The following is an 18,515-nucleotide window of genomic DNA, read 5'->3' as shown; positions in this document are numbered from 1 at the left end:
GCGCTCATAGCTCCAGCACAATCCGCTGGCACTTCGCGCGGGAGCAGCAGGTCATCATCTTGGTGTTGGCCTCGCGCTCCGCGCGCGTGAGCACCACGTCGCGGTGATCGACCTCGCCGGCCAGCACGCGCACCTCGCAGGAGCCGCACAGGCCTTCCTCGCAATCGCTCTGCATGTCGATGTTGGCGGCGCGCAGCGCGGCCAGCAGCGTCTGGCCCGGCGCGACCGTGACGACGATGCCGGAGTCCTTCAGCTCGGCTTCGAACGCTTCTTCCTGGCCGGGATCCCGCGTGGCCAGCACCGATTCGAAATGCTCGATGCGCAGCGCGTCGTCGGGCCAGCCGGCGCAGGTCTGCCGCAGCGCTTCAAGCATGCGCGCGGGGCCGCAGGCGTAGATCTGCGTCTGCGCTTCGGGCCGCCCCAGCAGGTTGGTGAAATCGTTGCGGCGCCCTTCATCCTTGGCGTAGATGTGCAGGCGATCGCCATGCAGCGCGATGAGTTCGTCGAGCAGCGCCATGGACGCGCGCGAGCGTCCGCTGTAGTGCAAGGCATAGTCCATGCCGAGCGCCTTTGCGCGCCGGGCCATGGCGCTGACGGGCGTGATGCCGATGCCCCCGGCGATCAGGATCAGCTTGCCCGCGGTCTCATCCAGGCGGAAGTGATTGCGCGGGCCGCGGATCTTCAGCCGGTCGCCGGCCTTGACGCCATCATGGACCCACGCGGAGCCGCCGCGGCCTTGCGCTTCACGCAGCACGGCGATCTCCAGCGTGCCGCTGTCGTCCGGGTCGCCGCATAGCGAATACTGCCGCGACAGACCGGTGTCGCCGCATTCCACGTCGATGTGCGCGCCCGGCGCCCAGCGCGGCATCGGCTGGCCATCGGGCGCCACCAGCCGCAGCCGCACGATGCCCTCGGCCGCGCGGGTCGCGCTGGCCACCACCACCGGCCGGCCGATCGCGTGCCCGGCGGGCTCGCCGATGCGCACCGGCACCTGAACATCCAGCAGCGCGGGGTTGGCGCGCTCGGGGTTTTGCCTGGGGTCCCATTCCACCCACACGTGCTCGGGCCCGCGGAACGAGGTGTTGGGGACATAGCTGAACCGTTGCTGCGCCAGGCGCATATGAGGCAGGCGCCGCGTGAGCTCCTCCAGGAAGACCTGCATCTCCATGCGCGCGAGGTTCTTGCCCATGCACTGGTGAGAGCCGTAGCCAAAGGTGAGCTGGTCGCTGGCGTTCTCGCGGCGGATGTCGAAGAGATCCGCATCGGCGAAGTGCCGCTCGTCGTGATTGGCCGAGGACGTCACGATCAGCAGCTTGGCGCCGGCGGGGATCGCGACAAGTCCCACCTGTACGTCGCGCGTGGCCAGGCGCCGCCAGGCCGCCACCGAGCCGTTGTGCCGCAGGCATTCTTCCACCGCGTTGGGGATCAGGCCAGGGTCTTCGCAGATTTCCTGCCAGGCGCGCGGATGCTGCAGCAGCAGCTTCATGGCATTGGCCGTGGCGTTGGCCGTGGTCTCATGCGCGGCGACGATGCCGGCCATCATCATCGAGTGCAGGTAAGAGTCGGTGACGATCTCCGGATACTCCACTTGCTTGCGGATGCCGTAGCGCATCCAGCCCGGGCCGGACGGGTCCTGCCGCATCTTGTCGAGGATCTTGCCGGCCAGTTGCCAGAAGTTGCCCACGGCATGCGCGACTTCGACCTGTTCCTCCGGTCTTGGCCGGCCCCACGTATTGACGGTGTGCGCGATGGAGTATTTGCGCAGCAGGTCCATGTCTTCCTCGGGCACGCCAAGAAAATGCAGCGCCACGGTCAGCGGCACTTCCCACAGCATCTGGTCGACCAGGTCGGCGCGGCCGTCGTCGACAAAGCGGTCGACGTACTCGCGCGCGAGCTTGCGCACCATGGGCTCGTGATGCTTGAGTTCTTCCGGCGTGAACGGTGCCATCAGCACGCGGCGGCGCGGCATGTGCGCGGGCTCGTCTTCGTTGACCAGCGTGCGATTCATCGCATAGCCGTAGGACGCCAGCACGGCGTTGGCCTGCGGCCCGGTCGGCGTGATCTTTTCCAGCGCGATGGATGGGCTGAAGGTGAGGTTGTCGCGGAAGATCGCCTTGATGTCGTCGTAGCGCGTCACCACCCAGTAGCCCAGCTTGGGGCTGTAAAAAACCGGCTCCTGCTCGCGCGCCCAGCGCACGTATTCGGGCGGGTCCTGCTGGTAGCCATCCTCGAAGGGATCGAAGCTGGCGGCACCCTGGCTGACCGGGCAGCCGGTGGGCGAGCGCTGCGCCGTCAGCAAGCTATGGTCAACGGGACATCCCGAGGCGGCTGGGTTGGGGGTGGCGTTGGCCATGCTTGTTGCTCCGTGTTCTCGTTTGCGGGGGGGGGCGGTGCGGTGCGCCGCGATTACTCCAGCGTGATCTTCAGGTCGCGAATCAGCTTGTGCCAGCGCGTGGTCTCGCTGCGCAGCAGCTCGGCGTATTGCGCGGGCGTGCTGCCCACGGGCTCCACGCCGAAATCCACCAGCCGCTTGTTGACGGCGGGTTCCTTGATGGCGGCCACCACCTGCTTGTTCAGCGTGGCGACGATTTCCGGCGGCGTGGCGGCGGGTACCACCATGCCCACCAGCGCGGCGGCTTCCACGTTCTTGTAGCCCACCTCGGCAAAGGTCGGCACGTCCGGCAACTGGGGCAGGCGGGTCGGGTTGGCCACGGCCAGCGCCTTGACCTTGCCGCCCTTGATGAAACCCGCACCCGCGGCCAGGTCGACCATCATCGCCGGGACCTGCCCGCCGGCCACATCGGCCAGCGCGGGCGCCGCGCCGCGATAGGGGCGCGTGGACCATGTTCAATCCGGCTTCCACCTTGAGCAGCTCCATGGCGAGATGGTGCGGGCTGCCGGCGCCGGCCGAGCGTAGTCGATGCCGCCCGGCCTGGACTTGGCGCGGGCGATGAATTCCTGCACCGTGTTGACGTTCATGCCCGGGCCGACCACCAGGATCATCGGGAAGCGGCCCAGCAGGGTGACCGGCGCCAGGTCCTTGGCCGGGTTGTAGGAAAGGGTCTTGTACAACGCGGGGTTGAACACCAGCGTGCCGTTGTCCGCCGACAGCACCGTGTAGCCGTCCGCCGGCGCACGCGCGGTTTCCGCCGCGCCGATCGCGGTATTGCCACCGGGCTTGTTGTCCACCAGCACGGGCTGGCCCAGCCGGGCCGAGAGCGCCTGGCCGATGGAGCGCGCCAGGAAGTCCGAGCCGCCACCGGCGGCGTAGGGCACGATCCAGCGCACCGGCTTGGCGGGGAAGGCCGGCTCGGCGGCAGCGGTGACCGCCAGCAGGGGAATGGCGGCGAGGCCCAGGCCTGCGGCGATGCATGTGCGGATGGTGATCATCTTGTCTCCTGTTCCCGTTTTGATGCCGGTTGAGGCGTGGCGCTCCCCGGTGTCGTTATGCGTAAATGATATACGCATTGCGTAATATGGCGATACGGGTTAACGTGGGTTTGATGCCGCCGCGCGTTGCACGGCACTAGAATCTCCGCCCATGAAGACACGAATCGACCCAAGCGACCCAAGCGACCCAAGCGACCCAGCCGAGACAGCAACGCCCACAGAGCCCCCGGCGCGCGAGCGCCGCCAGCGCGTGCAATCGGCGCAGACCGGCATGACGGTGCTCAAGGGACTGGCCAACCTGGGCGGGCGCGCCAGCCTGACCGCGTTGGCCACGCGCATCGGCGAGAGCCCGGCCAAGGTGCACCGCTACTTGGCCAGCCTGATCGACGAAGGGCTGGTGGCACAGGAGTCGGTGTCGCAGCAATATTTCCTGGGCGTGGAGGCCATGCTGATCGGGCTGGCGGCGATGCGGCAGGTCGATCCGATCCGCATCGCCGAGCCGTCGCTGATCCGCCTGCGCGAGCGCCTGGACGTCACTTGCTTTGTGGCTGTGATGGGCAACAAGGGTCCGACCATCGTGCGCTTCGAGGAGCCGGGGTTGCCCGTGACGGTCAATGTGCGGGTGGGGTCGGTGCTGTCGATGCTGTGGTCGGCCACGGGCCGCGCGCTGCTGGGCTTGCTGGACGAGCCGCGCGTGCGCGCAATGGCGCAAGAAGAACTCGCGGCGGCACCAGCGGACCTGCGCGCGCAACTGGATCGCGATGACCCCATCGGCGCGCTGCGGCGCGAAGTGCAGGCCGCCGGGTGCGCGGTGGTGCGCGATACCAACCTGAAGGGAATCAGCGCGGTGGCGGCGCCGCTATACGACTACACCGGGCGCATCTGCGCGGTGCTCACGGCGCTGGGCGCCACCGGCGGCTTCGACGCGTCCATGGACGGGCCGATCGCGGTGGCCGTGCGCCATGAGGCGCGGGTCGCCAGCGGGTTGCTCGGCTACGCCGCGGCGCCGCCTGGCGGTGGCGCCGCTTGAATCCAGGCCAAGCCGGGCCGGGCCAGCCGGCCCGCCCGATGGCCTGGCTTACAGCTTGCGTTCGCCGCCAAGCGCAGCCGTCAAGTCCGACAGCAGGTTGGCCAGTTCGCCGGCCATCATGGTGAAGTCGCCGTCGAAGCGTTCTTCATCATCGCGGGCGCTCGGGTCGGCCTGCTCCTTGATCACGTCCAGCGGCGCCACGCGCTTGATGGTCAGCGACTCGGTCAGCACGAAGGACACGCGGTCGTTCCAGGTCATCGCCAGGCGCGTGCAGCGCTTGCCGGCGGCAATGTGGCGGCGCAGGTCCTCGGCATCCAGCGGATGAATGGCCTTGAACAGCAGGCCGCGCACCTCATCGGCCTTGGCCGGGGCGGCGGCGTCGATGGCGAGCCAGCCGTTGACCGGGTCGATCCACACCCGGGTGTCGCGGCGGATGCTGAATGCGCGCGGCAGCAGTTCTTCGGTGATCTGCTCCTTGAGCTCGCGCATCTGCTTGCGGCCCGGCTTGAAGCCTTGCTGCTCTTCCAGTTCGACGGCGCGCGCCTTGGTGACCTGGTTGACCACCGTGGACGGCAGCAGCTTCTTTTCGGTGCGCATGGTCAGCAGCAACTGCTTGCCGACCTGGTGGACGAGCGCGCCGTTGTCACGCGGCGAGGCCCAGCCCTGGGTTTGCATCTCCAGGCTGGTGCCGGGGAAGAATGCGTGGCGCGCCAGGCATGCCTCGACCTCTTCGGCGGCGAGGGACCACGGTGCGGACAGACGGTGCAGCTGGAGATTCTTGAACCACATGTGAATTCGGCCAAAGGGACGGATTCTAGCCGGTTAGCGTGGCGCATGCGGTAACAATGCGTGAGTGTGTGTGGGAAACGGGAAACGGGAAACGGCGGGGAAACGGCCGGGAAGCGACCTGGGCCGGGTTGCGAAAGCGCAACCCGGCCCAAGTGCGAGCGCCGCAGGCGCCCTGCGCGGCTTTAGATATCCAGCCTGGTGATCTTCGAGCCTTCCAGCGACAGGCCTGCCATCAAGCCTGCGTTGGTCACCACGAAGCCGACGATTGGTTGCTGGGCAGTATTGGTGTCCAGCACACCGTTCGCGCCGATCTTGGCCAGCGCCACGGTGGCGTCCACGCCGGCTGTCCAGCCCTGGCTGGCGACGAACTTGTCAAGCGCGTCCTGGGTAAGGAACATCAGGACGATGGCCTTGGATTGCGCGCCGATTTGCCAGCCGACCGAGCCCGAGACGATGCGGTAATAGCCGCGGGTGGTGGCGCCGGCGCGCAGCGCGCCGTCACCATACTCGCCGCCGACGACGAAGCCCGCCGAGAGCGTGTTGGGGAAGACCAGGATGCCGCGTGCCCGGTTAGCCAGCTCGCGCGAGCCGCTCACCGAGGTGTACAGCTTGTTGAGGGCGCCGTCGACGCCACTGTCGATTTCCCGGCGCTTGGCGGACTTGTCGGTGGGCGTGCTGGGCGTGGTGGTACAGGCACCCAGCCCCAGGCCCGCGCTTGCCAGCACCAGTCCAGCCCCAACCGTCAAAAACGATCTGCGTTCCATGCTTACTCTCCTGATTGTTTTGCCTCACACTGCATTGCTACCCCGGTTAACCGCTCCCTGTGCTCAAGGATAGGCGTAGTCAGCACTTGTATAAACGTGAAATCATGCAGCTGGCCGGGTTATCGGGGTTTGCCCGGAATGCCCTTGAACTTTTTCCCCGTTTCTGTAGAAATATACAAAACCCGTCCGGGGAAAGCTGTAGGACGAGGGCTGCATTTTTGCAGCGTGGCTGTCCTACATGGCGGCTCGGGGTTTGCCAGGTGTCGCACACAGCGCGGGAACCTCGCCGCGTGCCGCCGGTCCACGCAACATGAAATTGAAATCCGTTCTCGCTCTCATCCCGGCCGCGCTGCTGGCAGCAGCCTGCGCCTCGCGTGCGCCCGCCGATCCGCAAGCTGTCAGTGACGCCAACGAGCAGTGGCAATCGATACGCGCCGCCTACACCACGTGCGCCAAGGACCAGGCCGATGCCGGCATGGCCAGCAGCGCCTCTGCGCAGGATCTCGCCAGCGCGGCGCTCAAGGCGTGCCAGCCTCGGCTCGATGCCATGCGCGCGGCGTTTCGCGATTACCTGGACGCCCAGATGGTGTCCTCGCATGGCCGCGATGGGGCACGCCAGGCCGCCGCTCGCGTGAGCCAGGATACCGAAGCCAAAACCCGCAACTACCTGGTCCGCCACATCGAGCGGGAGCGCTATGTCGCCAAGCTGCACTAGCGCGGGGATGCCCGCGGTTGGGGCCTGCGCCACGGCTGTGGTGTAATGCGCGGGCGCCGGCGCGCATTACAGCCTCGCTTGCGCCTGCAAGGCCCGTCGCGCCCCACCCACCTTAATGTTGATGCGGTCCCCTCCCCATGACTCTTTCCCCCGAACGCTTGCAACTTGCCCATGAGCGTTTCCTCGCCGACAACCCCGAAGTGGTGGCACTGCTCAAGGTCATCACCGAGCGCCACGCGCGCGCTGTCGGCATGAGCGTGGAGGCCTTCCAGCGCTCGGAGCTGGAGCGCGCCATTGGCCGCGAAGCCAGGCTGCGGCGCCTCACCGTCGACGAACTGCTGCTGGTGTACCTGGGCGAGCGCGCAGCGCCGGCGCCCCCGGCGCTAGAAGCGCGAGCTGCTCGGCGTCCCGGTGCCGGTCTTGCCGCGCCGAGGGCTGAGGAAAGCCCAGGCGCATGCTGCCCCGCCGGCAGCCAGCAGCGCCGACAGCAGCATGACCGAGCGAAAGCCCGCCACGAAGGCGCCGGCCACCGCTTGCCGGACGGCCGCTTTCACCTGTGGGTCAGTGGCCGCAGGCAGCGCGATGGCGGCGAGCTTCGCGCGTTGCGCCTGCACGGACCGCGCTACCTGTGCCGGCACCGCGCCGCTCGCCACCGACTGGCCCAGCGAGCGGTCCAGCCGGTAGTCGAACACGCGCACCATGACAATCCCCAGCACGGCAATCGCCAGCAGCGTGGCCACGCGCGCCGCCGCGTTGTTGATGCCGGACGCCGTGCCGGCCGAGTCCGGCGGCACCGCGTTCATGACCGTGGTGGTCAGCGGCGCCACGCTGATCGTCATGCCCGCGCCGAGCACCAGCACCGCGGGAAAGAACGTCAGCCAGTAGCTGCCGCCGCTGCCGCCGCTGGCGCCGGCAGCGGGCAGCGCAAACAGCGCGAAGCCCGCTGCCGCAACCAACGGCCCCACGATCAGCGGCTTGCGCGCGCCATGCCGGTCCACCAGCCCGCCGGCCCAGCCGGACAGCAGGAACATCAGCAGGATGAACGGCAGCAGGGCCGCGCCGGCCTCCGTCGACGAATAGCCCTGCACCTGGATCAGGTTGAGCGGGAAAAAGAACAGGCCGCCGCCAAGCGCCGCGTAAAGCAGCAAGGTGAGCAGGTTGGCGCCCAGGAAGGCGCGCGAGCGGAATAGCGCGGGGGGCATGACCGGGTTGGGCACGCGCGCCTCCACCAGCACGAACAGGCCAAGCGCAACGAGGCCGGCGGCCACCGGCATCCACACGGCTGCGTGGCCCCAGCCCAGCGCCGGCGACTCGATCAGGCCATAGACCAGGCCGCCCAGCCCCAGCGCGGCGAGCAGGCTGCCGGGCCAGTCGAGTCCTCCGGGCCGCCGCGGCGCGCGGCTTTCCGGCACGCGCCAGCACACGATGGCCAACACCGCCGCCGCCAGCGGCAGGTTGACCAGGAAGGCCGCACGCCACGACAAATGCTCGATCAGCCAGCCGCCCACCACGGGCCCGAGCGCGGTGGTCATGGCGGTGGCCCCGGACCAGGTGCCGATGGCCTTGCCGCGCCGGCTCGCCTCGAACGACGCTGACAGCAGCGCCAGGCTGCCCGGCACCAGCAGCGCCGCGCCCACGCCCTGCAGCGCCCGCGCCGCGACCAGGTGGCCGATGTTGCCCGCCAGGCCACACCATGCCGAACTGGCCGCGAACATCGCCACGCCTAGCGCGAAGACGCGGCGGCGGCCAAAGCGGTCGCCGGAGGCACCGCCTACCAGCAGCAAGGCCGCCAGCAACAACGCATAGGCCTCCACCGCCCACTGCATGCCGCTCAGGCTCGCGTCGAAATCCTTTTGCAGCGCGGGCAGGGCCACGTTGACCACGGTGCCATCGATAAAGGCCATGCTGGACGCCAGGATGGTGGCGGCCAGCACCCACGGCTCGTCGGCCCTGGCGCAGGGTGGCCCGCCGGGGCCGCCCGGCAGCGTTGCGTCGTCGCGCGGGCTGCGGGCCAGCGGCGTGTCGGACATGTTCAGCGCTGGCTGCGCGGGCCTGTCACGCTGCCGCCGGGCCGGCCGGCGCCAGCGGATGCAGCTCGCCCAGCATGGTCGGGATCAGCTCGGACACCGTGGGGTGGATATGCATGGCGCGCTGGATCACCGTGTACGGCGCACAGGCATACATCGCGTCCAGGATGCAATGGATCACCTCGTCGCCGCCCACGCCGAGGACCGCCGCGCCAAGGATCTCGCGGCTGTCGGCATCCACCAGGATCTTCATGAAGCCTTGCGTCTCGCCTTTTTCCACTGCGCGGCCCACCCGCGTCATCGGCCGCATGCCGACCAGCACATTGCGCCCGGACTGGCGCGCCTCGGCCTCGTTCATGCCCACGCGCCCCAGCGGTGGGTCGGTGTAGAGCGCATAGGCGGGGATGCGGTCGCCGACCGTGCGGGGCGGCTCGCCGGATGCCGCGTCCAGCAGGTTGGCGGCGACGATCTCGAAATCGTTGTAGGCGGTATGGGTAAAGGCGCCGCGGCCGTTGCAGTCGCCCATGGCCCAGATGCCGGGCACATTGGTGCGCAACTGTTCGTCTACCTGGATATAGCCGCGCGCATCCACGGCGACCCCGGCGCGGTCGAGGCCAAGGTCGTCGGTATTGGGCCGCCGTCCTACCGCCCGCCAGCAGCACGTGCGAGCCGACGATCTCGGGCGCGCCTCGCGCGCAATCCATCTTCACCACGACCTCGGCGCCGCGCTGCTCCAGCGCGATGCACTCGGCGTCGAGGCGCAGCCCGACACCCTCGGCGGCGAGGATGTCGCGCACGGCGTCGGACACATCGGGATCCTCCCGCTCGATCAGGCGCGGGCCGCGCTGCACGATCGTGACCTCGCTGCCGAAGCGGCGAAACATCTGGCCGAACTCCAGCCCAATATAGCTGCCGCCCACCACCAGCAGGTGCCGCGGCAGCGTGCCCATGCGCATCATCCCGGCGTTGGTCAGGTAGTCCACCTGTTCCAGCCCGGGCATCGGCGGCGCGGCGGCGCGCCCGCCGACGTTGATGAAGATCTTGCCGGCCCGCAGCAGGGTGTCATTCACGCGCACGGTGTCCGGCCCCTCAAAGCGAGCGTGGCCGAGATGGACCGTGCCGTGTTCCAGCGTGCGCACCCACGTTTCCACGCCGTGCGTGGATTTGCCGACGACGCCGTCCTTGCGCGCCTTGACGCGAGCCATATCCACCGTCACCGGCCCGGTGGGCACCACGCCATACTCGGCGCCGCGCCGGGCCAGGTTAGCCGCGTAGGCGCTCGCCACCATGGTCTTGGTGGGAATGCAGCCGGTGTTGACGCAGGTCCCCCCGAACGACTGGCGCTCGATCACCGCGACCTTCTGGCCGGCAGCGCTCAGGCGCGCCGCCAGCGGGGGGCCGGCCTGGCCGGTGCCGATGATGATGGCGTCGTAGTCGAGGGTCATGGCGGGGGGCTCCTGGGTATCACAACATCAGGGCATCACAACATCACAGCATCGCCAGCGGGCGCGGGCCGTCCGGTGGCTGGAAGGCAGCGTCCAGCTCGGCCAGTTGCTGCGTGGAGAGTCGCAGCGCGAGCGCGCCGTGGTTCTCGCGCAGGCGCTCGCGGTGGCTGGTCTTGGGGATCGCGATGACACCCTGCTGCGCCAGCAGCCAGCCCAGCGCCGCCTGCACCGGGCTGATGCCATGCGTCCGGGCAAAGCGGGCAAGCCGGGGATTGCGCAGCAGCGTGGCTTGCTCGATCGGCGAGTAGGCCATCAGGGCAACGCCATGCTCGCGCAGCCAGGGCAGCAAGTCCCATTCGATGCCGCGCCGCGTGAGGTTGTAGAGCAACTGGTTGGCCGCCACCTCCTTGCCGCCGGGCACGCGCCACAGCGCGCGCATATCGTCCAGGTCGAGGTTGCTCACGCCGAAGTGCCGGATCTTGCCCGCCTTGCGCAGCGCCATGAAGGCTTCCATGGTCTCCGCCAACGGCACGCCGCCGCGCCAGTGCAGCAGGTACAGGTCGAGGCGGTCGGTGCCCAGGCGGCGCAGGCTGCGCTCGCAGGCGGCCACCGCGCTGGTACGCCCGGCGTTGTGCGGGTACACCTTGCTGACCAGGAAGACCTCGTCGCGCCGACCGGCGATGGCTTCGCCGACCAGTTCCTCGGAGCGGCCATCGCCGTACATCTCGGCGGTGTCGATCAGGGTCAGGCCCAGGTCCAGCCCGAGGCGCAGCGTGGCTAGCTCTTCCGCGCGCGCGGCTGGGGTATCGCCCATGTTCCAGGTGCCCATGCCGAGCGCGGCAACGTTTTCGCCGCCGGGCAGACTCACGGTTTTCATGCGGTGTTCCGGTGGGAAGTGCAGGGTGGGGTAGCCGCCATGTTCTGCATAAAGCATATACGCGCCGTCCGCCACCCACTCACACTAGGTAACGACGGCGCGATCCACAAGGTGCGGCGCGCGCAGCCGGATTCAGACCAGGCCGGTCACGTAGTAGGCCGTGATCACGAAGAACACGGCCAGTGTCTTGATGGCGGTCACCGCGAAAATGTCGCGGTAGGACTCCCGGTGCGTCAGGCCGGTCACCGCCAGCAAGGTGATCACCGCGCCGTTGTGCGGCAGCGTATCCATGCCACCGCTGGCCATCGACACCACGCGGTGCAGTACGTCGAGCGGGATGCCGGCGGCCAGGGCGCCGTGGATGAAGGTGTCCGACATCGCCGCCAGGGCGATGCTCATGCCGCCGGAGGCCGAGCCCGTGATGCCCGCCAGCGTGCTGACAGATACGGCAGCATTGACCAGAGGGTTGGGGATGCTCTTGAGCGCATCGCTGACTACCAGGAAGCCGGGCAGGGCGGCGATCACGCCACCGAAGCCATACTCGGAGGCCGTATTCATGGCAGCCAGCAGCGCGCCGCCGATGGCGCTCTTGCTGCCCTCGGCAAAGCGCTCGCGCACCGCGCCGAACGCGGTCGCCAGCACCACCACGATGCCCAGCAGCAACGCCGCCTCCACCGCCCAGATCGCGGTCACGGTGGCGATCTGCGTCTGCACGGGCTTGGCCAGCCCGGGCAGCGACACGCTATAGCTGCTGCCGTACCACTGCGGAATCATGCGCGTGAAGACGAAGTTGGCCACGCCCACCACCACCAGCGGCAGCAGTGCCAGCGCCGGGTGCGGCAGGTGGCCGGTCTGGCTGCGTTCGGGCTCGTTGCGCAATGCAGTGCCGTAGCCCTCGCCACGCGCCATGGCCGCGCGGCGGCGCCACTCCAGGTAGGACAGGCCCACCCCGATGATGAACAGCGAGCCCAGCAGGCCCAGCACCGGCGCCGCCCAGGTCGTGGTCTTGAAGAAGGTGGTGGGGATGATGTTCTGGATCTGCGGCGTGCCCGGCAGCGAATCCATGGTGAACGAGAACGCGCCCAGCGCGATCGCGCCCGGCATCAGGCGCTTGGGGATATTGCTCTGCCGGTAAAGCTCCGCCGCGAAGGGATAGACGGCGAACACCACCACGAACAGCGAGACGCCGCCATAGGTCAGCAGCGCGCAAACCGTGACGATCACCGCATTGGCACGCGAGCGGCCAATATAGCGGATGGCGGCGGCCACGATGGACTCGGAGAAGCCCGACAGCTCGATCACCTTGCCGAACACGGCGCCCAGCAGGAAAACCGGGAAATACAGTTTGACGAAGCCGACCATCTTCTCCATGAAGATACCGGAGAAGACCGGCGCCACGGCGGCCGGCTCGGTCAGCAAGACGGCGCCGAGCGCGGCCACCGGGGCGAAGAGGATGACGCTGTAGCCGCGGTAGGCGGCAAACATCAGGAATGCCAGGGCGGCCAGGACGATCAGGAAGGACATCGGTTCTCCTAGTGGTTTTCTGCCGTGCGCGGCGCTCGTGGCGCCGCGCGGCAGATCAGGAGCCGACTTTGCCACAGCTTGCTGCGCCGCGACAATGTCCTGCCTCAAAGGCGGGTCTGTTGCCGTCGCCCGTGGCCTCGGCTCAGCCGTGGTGGTAGCGGTACTCCTGCGACAGGCCGCCATAGCCGTAGGTGGCGGCGCGCGCATCCACCACGTGGATGTATGAAACCGGATGCACGTTGCCGATCAGCTCCGAGAGGGTCTCGAACACGGCCTTCAGGTACTGCGCTTTCTCAGCCTTGGTGTTGGTTTCGTCCGTCACGCTGATGTCGAGGTGGAAGGCGTTGCGGCCCAACTCCGAGAGCGGTTGGCCGCCGATGATCCAGGCGTCGTGGTCGATGTACTGCACGGACACGACGGTGACCTCCGGCCTTTTGCCCAGCACGCGCTGGGTCAGTTCGGCCACGGCGGCGGCGCTGCGGCGGGTCAGCAACGCATCGGGCTTGCCGGAGATCTGCAGGTTGATGTGGGGCATGGCGGACTCCTTTGTTCTTGCGGTTTCACCGGATTGGCTAGGTTTGCTTCAGCGGGTAAGTGATGCCAGTCTAGGCCCTTTCATTCCATCGGAAAAACGGGAATTTGCGATACTATCCATCGTAAATACCGAAACATGATGGGGGCCTGCCATGCGCGCACTTGAACTCGACCAGCTACGCACGTTCGTGACCGTGGCGGACGCCGGCAGCCTGTCCGCGGCGGCGCCTCGGCTGTTCCTCTCGCAGTCCTCGGTCAGCGAGCAACTGCGTAAGCTGGAAGAGCGCGCCGGCGTGCCGCTGAACTGGCACTGCAAGACTTGCGCGGCCACACGCTGGATGGCGAGCTGCGGCTCGCGGTGACGGACTACTTCCGCCCGGGCGAGATCGCCGGCATGCTGCGCGGGCTGCGTGAGCGCTATCCCTACCTCCGGCTGCACGTACAGGTGACGAAAAGCAGCGTCATCGATGCGGGGATGCACACCGATGATTTCGATATCGGCTTGTCGATGCGGTTGCCGGGAAAGGGAGGCGGCCAGCAGGCTGGCACCAAGGGCGCGCGTGGCACCGTGCTGCGCCGCGAGGCGCTGGCCTGGGTCGCGGCGCAAGGCGAGGCGGAGCGCGTGAGCGGCCCGCTGCCGCTGGTGCTGCTGCCCGATACCTGTTCGTTGCACCAGTACGTGGTGCAGACGCTGCGGCGACGGCGCCTGGACCACGTGATTGCCCATTCCGCCTCGGGCGTCGCTGGCCTGCATCTGGCGCTGGCTGCCGGGCTTGGCATCTCGTGCCTGAACGAGTCGGCGATCGGGCCGGGCGTGGCGCGGATCGATGCGGCTACGCAGGCCAGGCTCAAGCTGCCGGCCTTGCCCACGGCGGAATTCTTCCTGCTGCCTGCCCGGGCCGGGGAGGCGGCACTGGTCGGCAAGGTCAGGGCCGCGCTGGCGGAGCAGCTTGCATGAGCGCACGGTGCCGGTTTCCGCCTGCCACGGCCGTACATGGGCCGTAAGCGGGCCGTACGTGGGCCGTACGTGGGCCGCACAGGGCCGCACAGGGCCGCACAGGGCCGCACTTGAGCCGCACAGCAGATTGACTCGTCCTCTTCAGGTCTCGGTCCACTGCCGCAGGAGGTTGTGATAGCAACCTACCAGCGAGCGCCGCGCGCCATCGTCGGCGCCGGTCTGGTTGAGTTTCTGGATGGCGTTGTCGAGGTCGAACAGCAGCGCGCGCTGCGCATCGTCGCGCACCAGGCTCTGGATCCAGAAGAAGCTTGCCACACGCGTGCCGCGCGTGATCGGCGTGACCTGGTGCAGGCTGGTGGCGGGATAGATCACCATGTCGCCGGCTTCCAGCTTGACGCTGTGGGTGCCGTAGGTGTCTTCCACCTGCAGCTCGCCGCCGTCATAGCTGGCGGGGTCGCTGAGGAAGAGCGTGGCCGAGATATCGGTGCGCAGCTTGCGGCCATTGTGCGGATGAATGCGCACGCTGCCGTCCACATGGGCGCCGAAGGTCATGCCCTCGCTGTAGCGGTTGAACATCGGCGGGTAGACGATATTGGGCAGCGCCGCGCTGATGAACAGCGGATTGCGCTCGAGCATGCCAAGGATCAGGTGCTGGCACTGCTGCGCCACTTCGGCGCGCTCGTCGATCTGCTGGTTGAACTTGACCGGCGCGCCGGAGTAGCCGGCCGATACGCGGCCATCCACCCAGGCCGCGCCGGCCTGGTCGAGATGCTGGCGCAGCAAGGCAAGCTGCTCCGCGTTGAGGACCTTGGGAATGCAGACAAGCATGACGATCTCGACAGGGTTCGGCGGCAGCGCGCGGGAGGTTTCCGGCCCTGCCGCGTGGTGTGACATGGCGTCACGCCACTTTACCTCAGCTTACATGCGGTAAATGAGGGACAGCATCGCGGTGCGGCCGGTGCCGGGCACCGAGCGTCCGCCGTCCGACTGGATCAGCGCATCGTAGTACTTCTTGTCGAACACGTTGAACAGGTTCAGGCGCACGTCGTACTTCGGCTGATGGTAGGCAATCATGCCGTCCCAGCGCACGTAGCCGCCCACCTGCACGGTGTTGGTGTTGTTGGCGTAGCGCTGCGACATATAAAAGGCGCCGCCGCCCACTTCCCAGTCCTGCAGCACGCGGTAGCTGGTCCATGCCGTCGCGGTGTGCTTGGGCGTATTGGTCGGGACCATGCCCTGCGTGCCGGCGGCGATGCCGTTGACGATCTCGCCGTCCAGGTAGGTGTAGCCCGCGAAGACCTGCCATTTGCTGGTGATGCGGCCGGTCGCGCCGGCGCGAAAGCCGCGCACGCGGATCTTGCCGGCCAGTGAATACGTGGTGGCGTCGATCTGGCTGCGGGCGTTGTCCTTGGTGATCTGGAACAGCGCCGAGTTCAGCGTCAGGTCGCCGCCCAGCAGGTCCCACTTGCCGCCCACTTCATAGGACTTGTTCTTTTCCGGGTCCAGGTTTTGCTGGCCCACGGTGCCCACCAGCTGCTCCAGCGACGGGTTGAACGACGTGCCGTACGACAGGTAGTAGGACTGCGCCTCGGTCGGCTGCCAGATGCCGCCCACGCGCACGCTGGTGAAGTTGACGGTCTGGTTGGCGCTGGGCAACACGGTGCTGCCCAGCGTGTTGGACGCGTTGACCGAGTTGGTGATGCTGGCAATGTACTTGTCGTAGCGCAGGCCGCCCACCAGTTTCCATTGCTTGCTGAACTCCACCGAGTCGTTGATATAGGCTGCCAGCGTGTTGGCAGCGGCGCCCTGGCGGTTGCCGGCCACGCTCGGCGCGGTGGCCGGCGAGTTGCTGTAGGTCGGGTTGACGACCGGCTCGCACGCCGCATAGCCGCTGGTGCCGGCGGCCGCGGTGGCGCTCGCCGCAGCGTTCAGCGCCACGCCGTTGCAGCTGCCGTTGCGGTAGTAGTTCTGGTTGTCATAGCCATCGTGGCCGATCTCGGCACCCACCAGCACGGTGTGCTTGACCGGGCCGGTGTCGAACTTGGCGGTCAGCTCGGTCTGGTTGAAGATCGAGTAGTCGCGGATATGGCGGTCATGGCTTTGCTGGCGCACGAACAGCGCATCGAGCGGCAGCGTGGTGGTGGTCAGCGGGGCGAAGCCCTTGGCGTTGACCGTGCCGACGGCATTCGGCGCGGTTTCGCGCGCGTTGGTGTTGACGTAGTTGAACTGGGTCTGGTTGCGCAGGCGCAGGTTGGGCGAGAACTTGTGATCCACGGTGGCACCCAGCGCGGCCACGTCCTGGATGGTGCGGTCGTCGTTGAAGCCATAGGCCGTCTTGCGGTTGACGTTGACCGGGTGCCCATTGATGGCCGGCAGGCCGTAATCGGGCTGGTCCTCGTTGTGCTGCAGCAGCGCCGACAGCGTGATCTCGGTGGGGGTGCCGATGCCCAGGCGCCATGACGGGTGACTTCGGTGGCAGCCTTCAGCGACGGCTTCTTGGTGACCTGGTTGATCACGCCCCCGGTGGATCCGCGCCCGAACAGCATCGAGGAGGGGCCCATCAGCACTTCCACCGAATCCAGCGCGAAGATGTCGCGATAGTACTGGCCGCGATCGCGGAAGCCATCCAGGTAGATGTCGGTGCGCGCGGAGAAGCCGTTGAGGTTGATGTTGTTGCCGATCTGGCCGCCCTCGGCGCCACCGATGGTGATGCCCGGGACATTACGCAGCGCATCCGCCAGCGAGGTGCCACCCTGTGCGTCGATCAGCGCTTTGTTGACCACCGTGACCGATTGCGGAATGTCGCGCAGTTCCGCCGGCAGCTTGCTGATCGAACTCTTCACCGCGTTGTAATCGTCGTTGGCGCTGCTGCCTTGCACCACCACTTCATGCAGCGTCGGCGCGGGCTGCGTCGCGGGGGCCGTGGCGGCCGTCTGGGCCAGGGTGACAACGGGCGTGGCGAACAGCGCGAGCAGGGCAGTTGCGATCGGCGTGCGGCGATTCATGTCGTTTCTCGGTTCCGGTGCGGCCGCGGGTACGAGCCGGCCGGCAGCGGCGAGAAAGTGCACGTCTGGTTCGGTTCGGCCAACGGCGGAGGCAGTTATGGTTGGTCGAGCCGGAATATAAATGCGAATGATTTGCGTTGCAATTCGCGTTGTCTTTTTATCACAGACAATACAGAGCCGCCTTCAATGTTCTAACTAAGAAACATGATTCGGCATTGGTGAACTCAATTGCGCACATCGCTGACTAAAAGTTGTGTATAAAACACTTTAAGAAAAAGAAACGGGCCCGTACGTAACGGGCCCGATACAAGACATTGCCCACCCCTTTCACAGGGGCGGTTGAAATATTTCTTATTCCGCCGTCATGTTGGCGTTTTTTGCGAGACGGCCAAGGCGCTCGCGCTCCGACTTGATGAAGGCAATGAAGCTCTCCTGCGTGCCGCCGGCGGGTTCGATGCCGTTGGGAATCAGCCGGTCGCGCGTTTCCTGCGTCTGCATGGCGGCGCTCATTTCGGCGTTCATCTTCTTCAGGATGGCGGGGTCGGTGCCCTTCGGCGCGAACACGCCGGCCCAGTGGCCGATGCGCACGTCCGGCATGCCTTGCTCGGCTGTGGTCGCGATGTTCGGCGCCGCGCTCATGCGCTTGTCCCAGGTCGCGCCCAGGGCCTTGAGCTTGCCGGCCTTGATGTTGGGCAGCACCACCACGCTGGCCTCGGAGGTAGCCGTGACCTGGTTCCCGATCACCGCGGTGATGCTCTCGGAGCCGCTCTTATAAGGCACCACGGTCAGCGCCGCGCCTTTCTCCTTGAGCATCTCTTCGACAAAGTGCGGCGTGCTGCCACTGCCGGCGGTGGCAAAGTTGGCGCCCGATGCCTGCTTCTTGGAATACTCGACCAGTTCCTTCAGGTTGTTCACCGGCAGAGACGGCGAGACCACGATCACGGATGGGCTCACCGCGACCAGCGAGACCGGCACCAGGTCGTCGGCCGCGTAGGGCATCTTGGCGCGGATCAGGCTGTTGGTGACGGTGCCTACGGCGCCGATCAGGAAGGTGTAGCCATCCGGCTTGGCCTTGGCCACGTAGTCCGCGCCCACCACGCCGCCAGCGCCCGGGCGGTTCTCGATCATCACCGTCTGGCCCAGGCGCTTGCCGACCGCGTCGGCGGCGGCGCGCGCCACCAGGTCATTGGCGCCACCGGCGGTAAACGGCACGACGAACTTGATCACGTGGGTCGGCCAGGCATCGGTGGCCCGCGCGGGCATGGCGAAGCCGGCAGCGGCGAACAGGGCGGGAACGGCAAGGGCCAGCGCGCGGCTGGTGGCGGGAATACGCATGGTTGTCTCCATTGGCTGTTTTGGGTACTTAGGTACTTAGGTACTTAGGTACGAAGGTGCGGCTGCAAGCAACGGATGATAACCAGCGAAGCTGTCAATTCGCTGAACCCCCGTTCGCCAGC

General features: G+C 67.4%; 11 protein-coding genes and 5 pseudogenes. 4 read left to right on the top strand and 12 right to left on the bottom strand.

Going from position 1 to position 18,515, the window contains the following annotated elements:
* Positions 1-4 precede the first annotated feature (4 nt).
* Both OR16_RS30320 and OR16_RS30315 read right to left on the bottom strand, forming a co-directional pair.
* The gene (locus OR16_RS30320; protein ID WP_006162486.1) at positions 5-2,353 is read right to left on the bottom strand and encodes a cytochrome P450/oxidoreductase; all 2,349 of its coding nucleotides are present in this window, start codon (positions 2,351-2,353) and stop codon (positions 5-7) included.
* Positions 2,354-2,406: 53 nt separating this feature from the next.
* Positions 2,407-3,390: pseudogene (locus OR16_RS30315) on the bottom strand (Bug family tripartite tricarboxylate transporter substrate binding protein).
* 271 nt (positions 3,391-3,661) lie between these two features.
* Between OR16_RS30315 and OR16_RS30310 the strand changes: the two are divergent.
* Positions 3,662-4,420, top strand: coding sequence for an IclR family transcriptional regulator (locus tag OR16_RS30310; protein ID WP_006162485.1), 759 nt, complete (start codon positions 3,662-3,664; stop codon positions 4,418-4,420).
* Between the two features lie 48 nt (positions 4,421-4,468).
* Here the strand turns inward: OR16_RS30310 and OR16_RS30305 are convergent, their stop codons facing one another.
* Both OR16_RS30305 and OR16_RS30300 read right to left on the bottom strand, forming a co-directional pair.
* The gene (locus tag OR16_RS30305) at positions 4,469-5,209 is read right to left on the bottom strand and encodes a recombination-associated protein RdgC (protein ID WP_006162484.1); all 741 of its coding nucleotides are present in this window, start codon (positions 5,207-5,209) and stop codon (positions 4,469-4,471) included.
* Between the two features lie 182 nt (positions 5,210-5,391).
* Positions 5,392-5,973, bottom strand: coding sequence for a BPSL1445 family SYLF domain-containing lipoprotein (locus OR16_RS30300; protein ID WP_006162483.1), 582 nt, complete (start codon positions 5,971-5,973; stop codon positions 5,392-5,394).
* A 310-nt stretch (positions 5,974-6,283) separates the two neighbouring features.
* Between OR16_RS30300 and OR16_RS30295 the strand changes: the two genes are divergently transcribed.
* Positions 6,284-6,688: a hypothetical protein gene (locus tag OR16_RS30295; RefSeq protein ID WP_237717281.1), complete on the top strand. Its 405-nt coding sequence runs from the start codon at positions 6,284-6,286 to the stop codon at positions 6,686-6,688.
* Positions 6,689-6,825: 137 nt separating this feature from the next.
* Positions 6,826-7,002, top strand: a pseudogene (locus OR16_RS48510) (DUF6388 family protein); the annotation flags it as partial.
* A gap of 69 nt (positions 7,003-7,071) precedes the next feature.
* Here the strand turns inward: OR16_RS48510 and OR16_RS30290 are convergent.
* The 5 genes and pseudogenes from OR16_RS30290 to OR16_RS30270 all read right to left on the bottom strand — a co-directional run bounded on the left by OR16_RS30290 (position 7,072) and on the right by OR16_RS30270 (position 13,096).
* Complete coding sequence (locus OR16_RS30290; RefSeq protein ID WP_006162481.1) at positions 7,072-8,718, bottom strand: MFS transporter; 1,647 nt, start codon at positions 8,716-8,718, stop codon at positions 7,072-7,074.
* 25 nt (positions 8,719-8,743) lie between these two features.
* A pseudogene (locus OR16_RS47470) lies at positions 8,744-10,160 on the bottom strand (FAD-containing oxidoreductase).
* A 43-nt stretch (positions 10,161-10,203) separates the two neighbouring features.
* Complete coding sequence (locus OR16_RS30280; RefSeq protein ID WP_006162479.1) at positions 10,204-11,037, bottom strand: aldo/keto reductase; 834 nt, start codon at positions 11,035-11,037, stop codon at positions 10,204-10,206.
* Between the two features lie 132 nt (positions 11,038-11,169).
* On the bottom strand, positions 11,170-12,561 hold the full coding sequence (locus OR16_RS30275) for a GntP family permease (protein ID WP_006162478.1): 1,392 nt from the start codon (positions 12,559-12,561) through the stop codon (positions 11,170-11,172).
* Between the two features lie 142 nt (positions 12,562-12,703).
* Complete coding sequence (locus OR16_RS30270; protein ID WP_006162477.1) at positions 12,704-13,096, bottom strand: tautomerase family protein; 393 nt, start codon at positions 13,094-13,096, stop codon at positions 12,704-12,706.
* A 151-nt stretch (positions 13,097-13,247) separates the two neighbouring features.
* On the opposite strand from OR16_RS30270, the pseudogene OR16_RS30265 reads away from it, so the two are divergent.
* Positions 13,248-14,053 (top strand): annotated as a pseudogene (locus OR16_RS30265) (LysR family transcriptional regulator).
* Between the two features lie 141 nt (positions 14,054-14,194).
* Here OR16_RS30265 and OR16_RS30260 read toward each other — a convergent pair.
* From OR16_RS30260 to OR16_RS30250, 3 genes and pseudogenes are all read right to left on the bottom strand, one after another.
* On the bottom strand, positions 14,195-14,881 hold the full coding sequence (locus OR16_RS30260; protein ID WP_006162476.1) for a Fe2+-dependent dioxygenase: 687 nt from the start codon (positions 14,879-14,881) through the stop codon (positions 14,195-14,197).
* Positions 14,882-14,971: 90 nt separating this feature from the next.
* Positions 14,972-17,058, bottom strand: a pseudogene (locus OR16_RS30255) (TonB-dependent receptor).
* Between the two features lie 351 nt (positions 17,059-17,409).
* Entirely contained in the window at positions 17,410-18,393 is a 984-nt protein-coding gene (locus tag OR16_RS30250) for a Bug family tripartite tricarboxylate transporter substrate binding protein (protein WP_006162475.1), read from the bottom strand.
* Between the last annotated feature and the right edge of the window lie 122 nt (positions 18,394-18,515).

The organism is Cupriavidus basilensis OR16 (assembly GCF_000243095.1).
Taxonomy (GTDB): domain Bacteria; phylum Pseudomonadota; class Gammaproteobacteria; order Burkholderiales; family Burkholderiaceae; genus Cupriavidus; species Cupriavidus basilensis_D.
The sequence above is the reverse complement of the archived record's forward strand: the minus strand, read 5'-3'. Positions and strand labels throughout refer to the sequence as shown.

Excerpts from the sequence above, each read along its gene's own strand:
- OR16_RS30270 (WP_006162477.1), bottom strand. The coding sequence starts at position 13,096 with ATGCCCCACATCAACCTGCAGATCTCCGGCAAGCCCGATGCGTTGCTG.
- OR16_RS30295 (WP_237717281.1), top strand. The coding sequence starts at position 6,284 with ATGAAATTGAAATCCGTTCTCGCTCTCATCCCGGCCGCGCTGCTGGCA.
- OR16_RS30250 (WP_006162475.1), bottom strand. The coding sequence starts at position 18,393 with ATGCGTATTCCCGCCACCAGCCGCGCGCTGGCCCTTGCCGTTCCCGCC.
- OR16_RS30290 (WP_006162481.1), bottom strand. The coding sequence starts at position 8,718 with ATGTCCGACACGCCGCTGGCCCGCAGCCCGCGCGACGACGCAACGCTG.
- OR16_RS30305 (WP_006162484.1), bottom strand. The coding sequence starts at position 5,209 with ATGTGGTTCAAGAATCTCCAGCTGCACCGTCTGTCCGCACCGTGGTCC.
- OR16_RS30300 (WP_006162483.1), bottom strand. The coding sequence starts at position 5,973 with ATGGAACGCAGATCGTTTTTGACGGTTGGGGCTGGACTGGTGCTGGCA.
- OR16_RS30310 (WP_006162485.1), top strand. The coding sequence starts at position 3,662 with ATGACGGTGCTCAAGGGACTGGCCAACCTGGGCGGGCGCGCCAGCCTG.
- OR16_RS30320 (WP_006162486.1), bottom strand. The coding sequence starts at position 2,353 with ATGGCCAACGCCACCCCCAACCCAGCCGCCTCGGGATGTCCCGTTGAC.
- OR16_RS30275 (WP_006162478.1), bottom strand. The coding sequence starts at position 12,561 with ATGTCCTTCCTGATCGTCCTGGCCGCCCTGGCATTCCTGATGTTTGCC.
- OR16_RS30280 (WP_006162479.1), bottom strand. The coding sequence starts at position 11,037 with ATGAAAACCGTGAGTCTGCCCGGCGGCGAAAACGTTGCCGCGCTCGGC.
- OR16_RS30260 (WP_006162476.1), bottom strand. The coding sequence starts at position 14,881 with ATGCTTGTCTGCATTCCCAAGGTCCTCAACGCGGAGCAGCTTGCCTTG.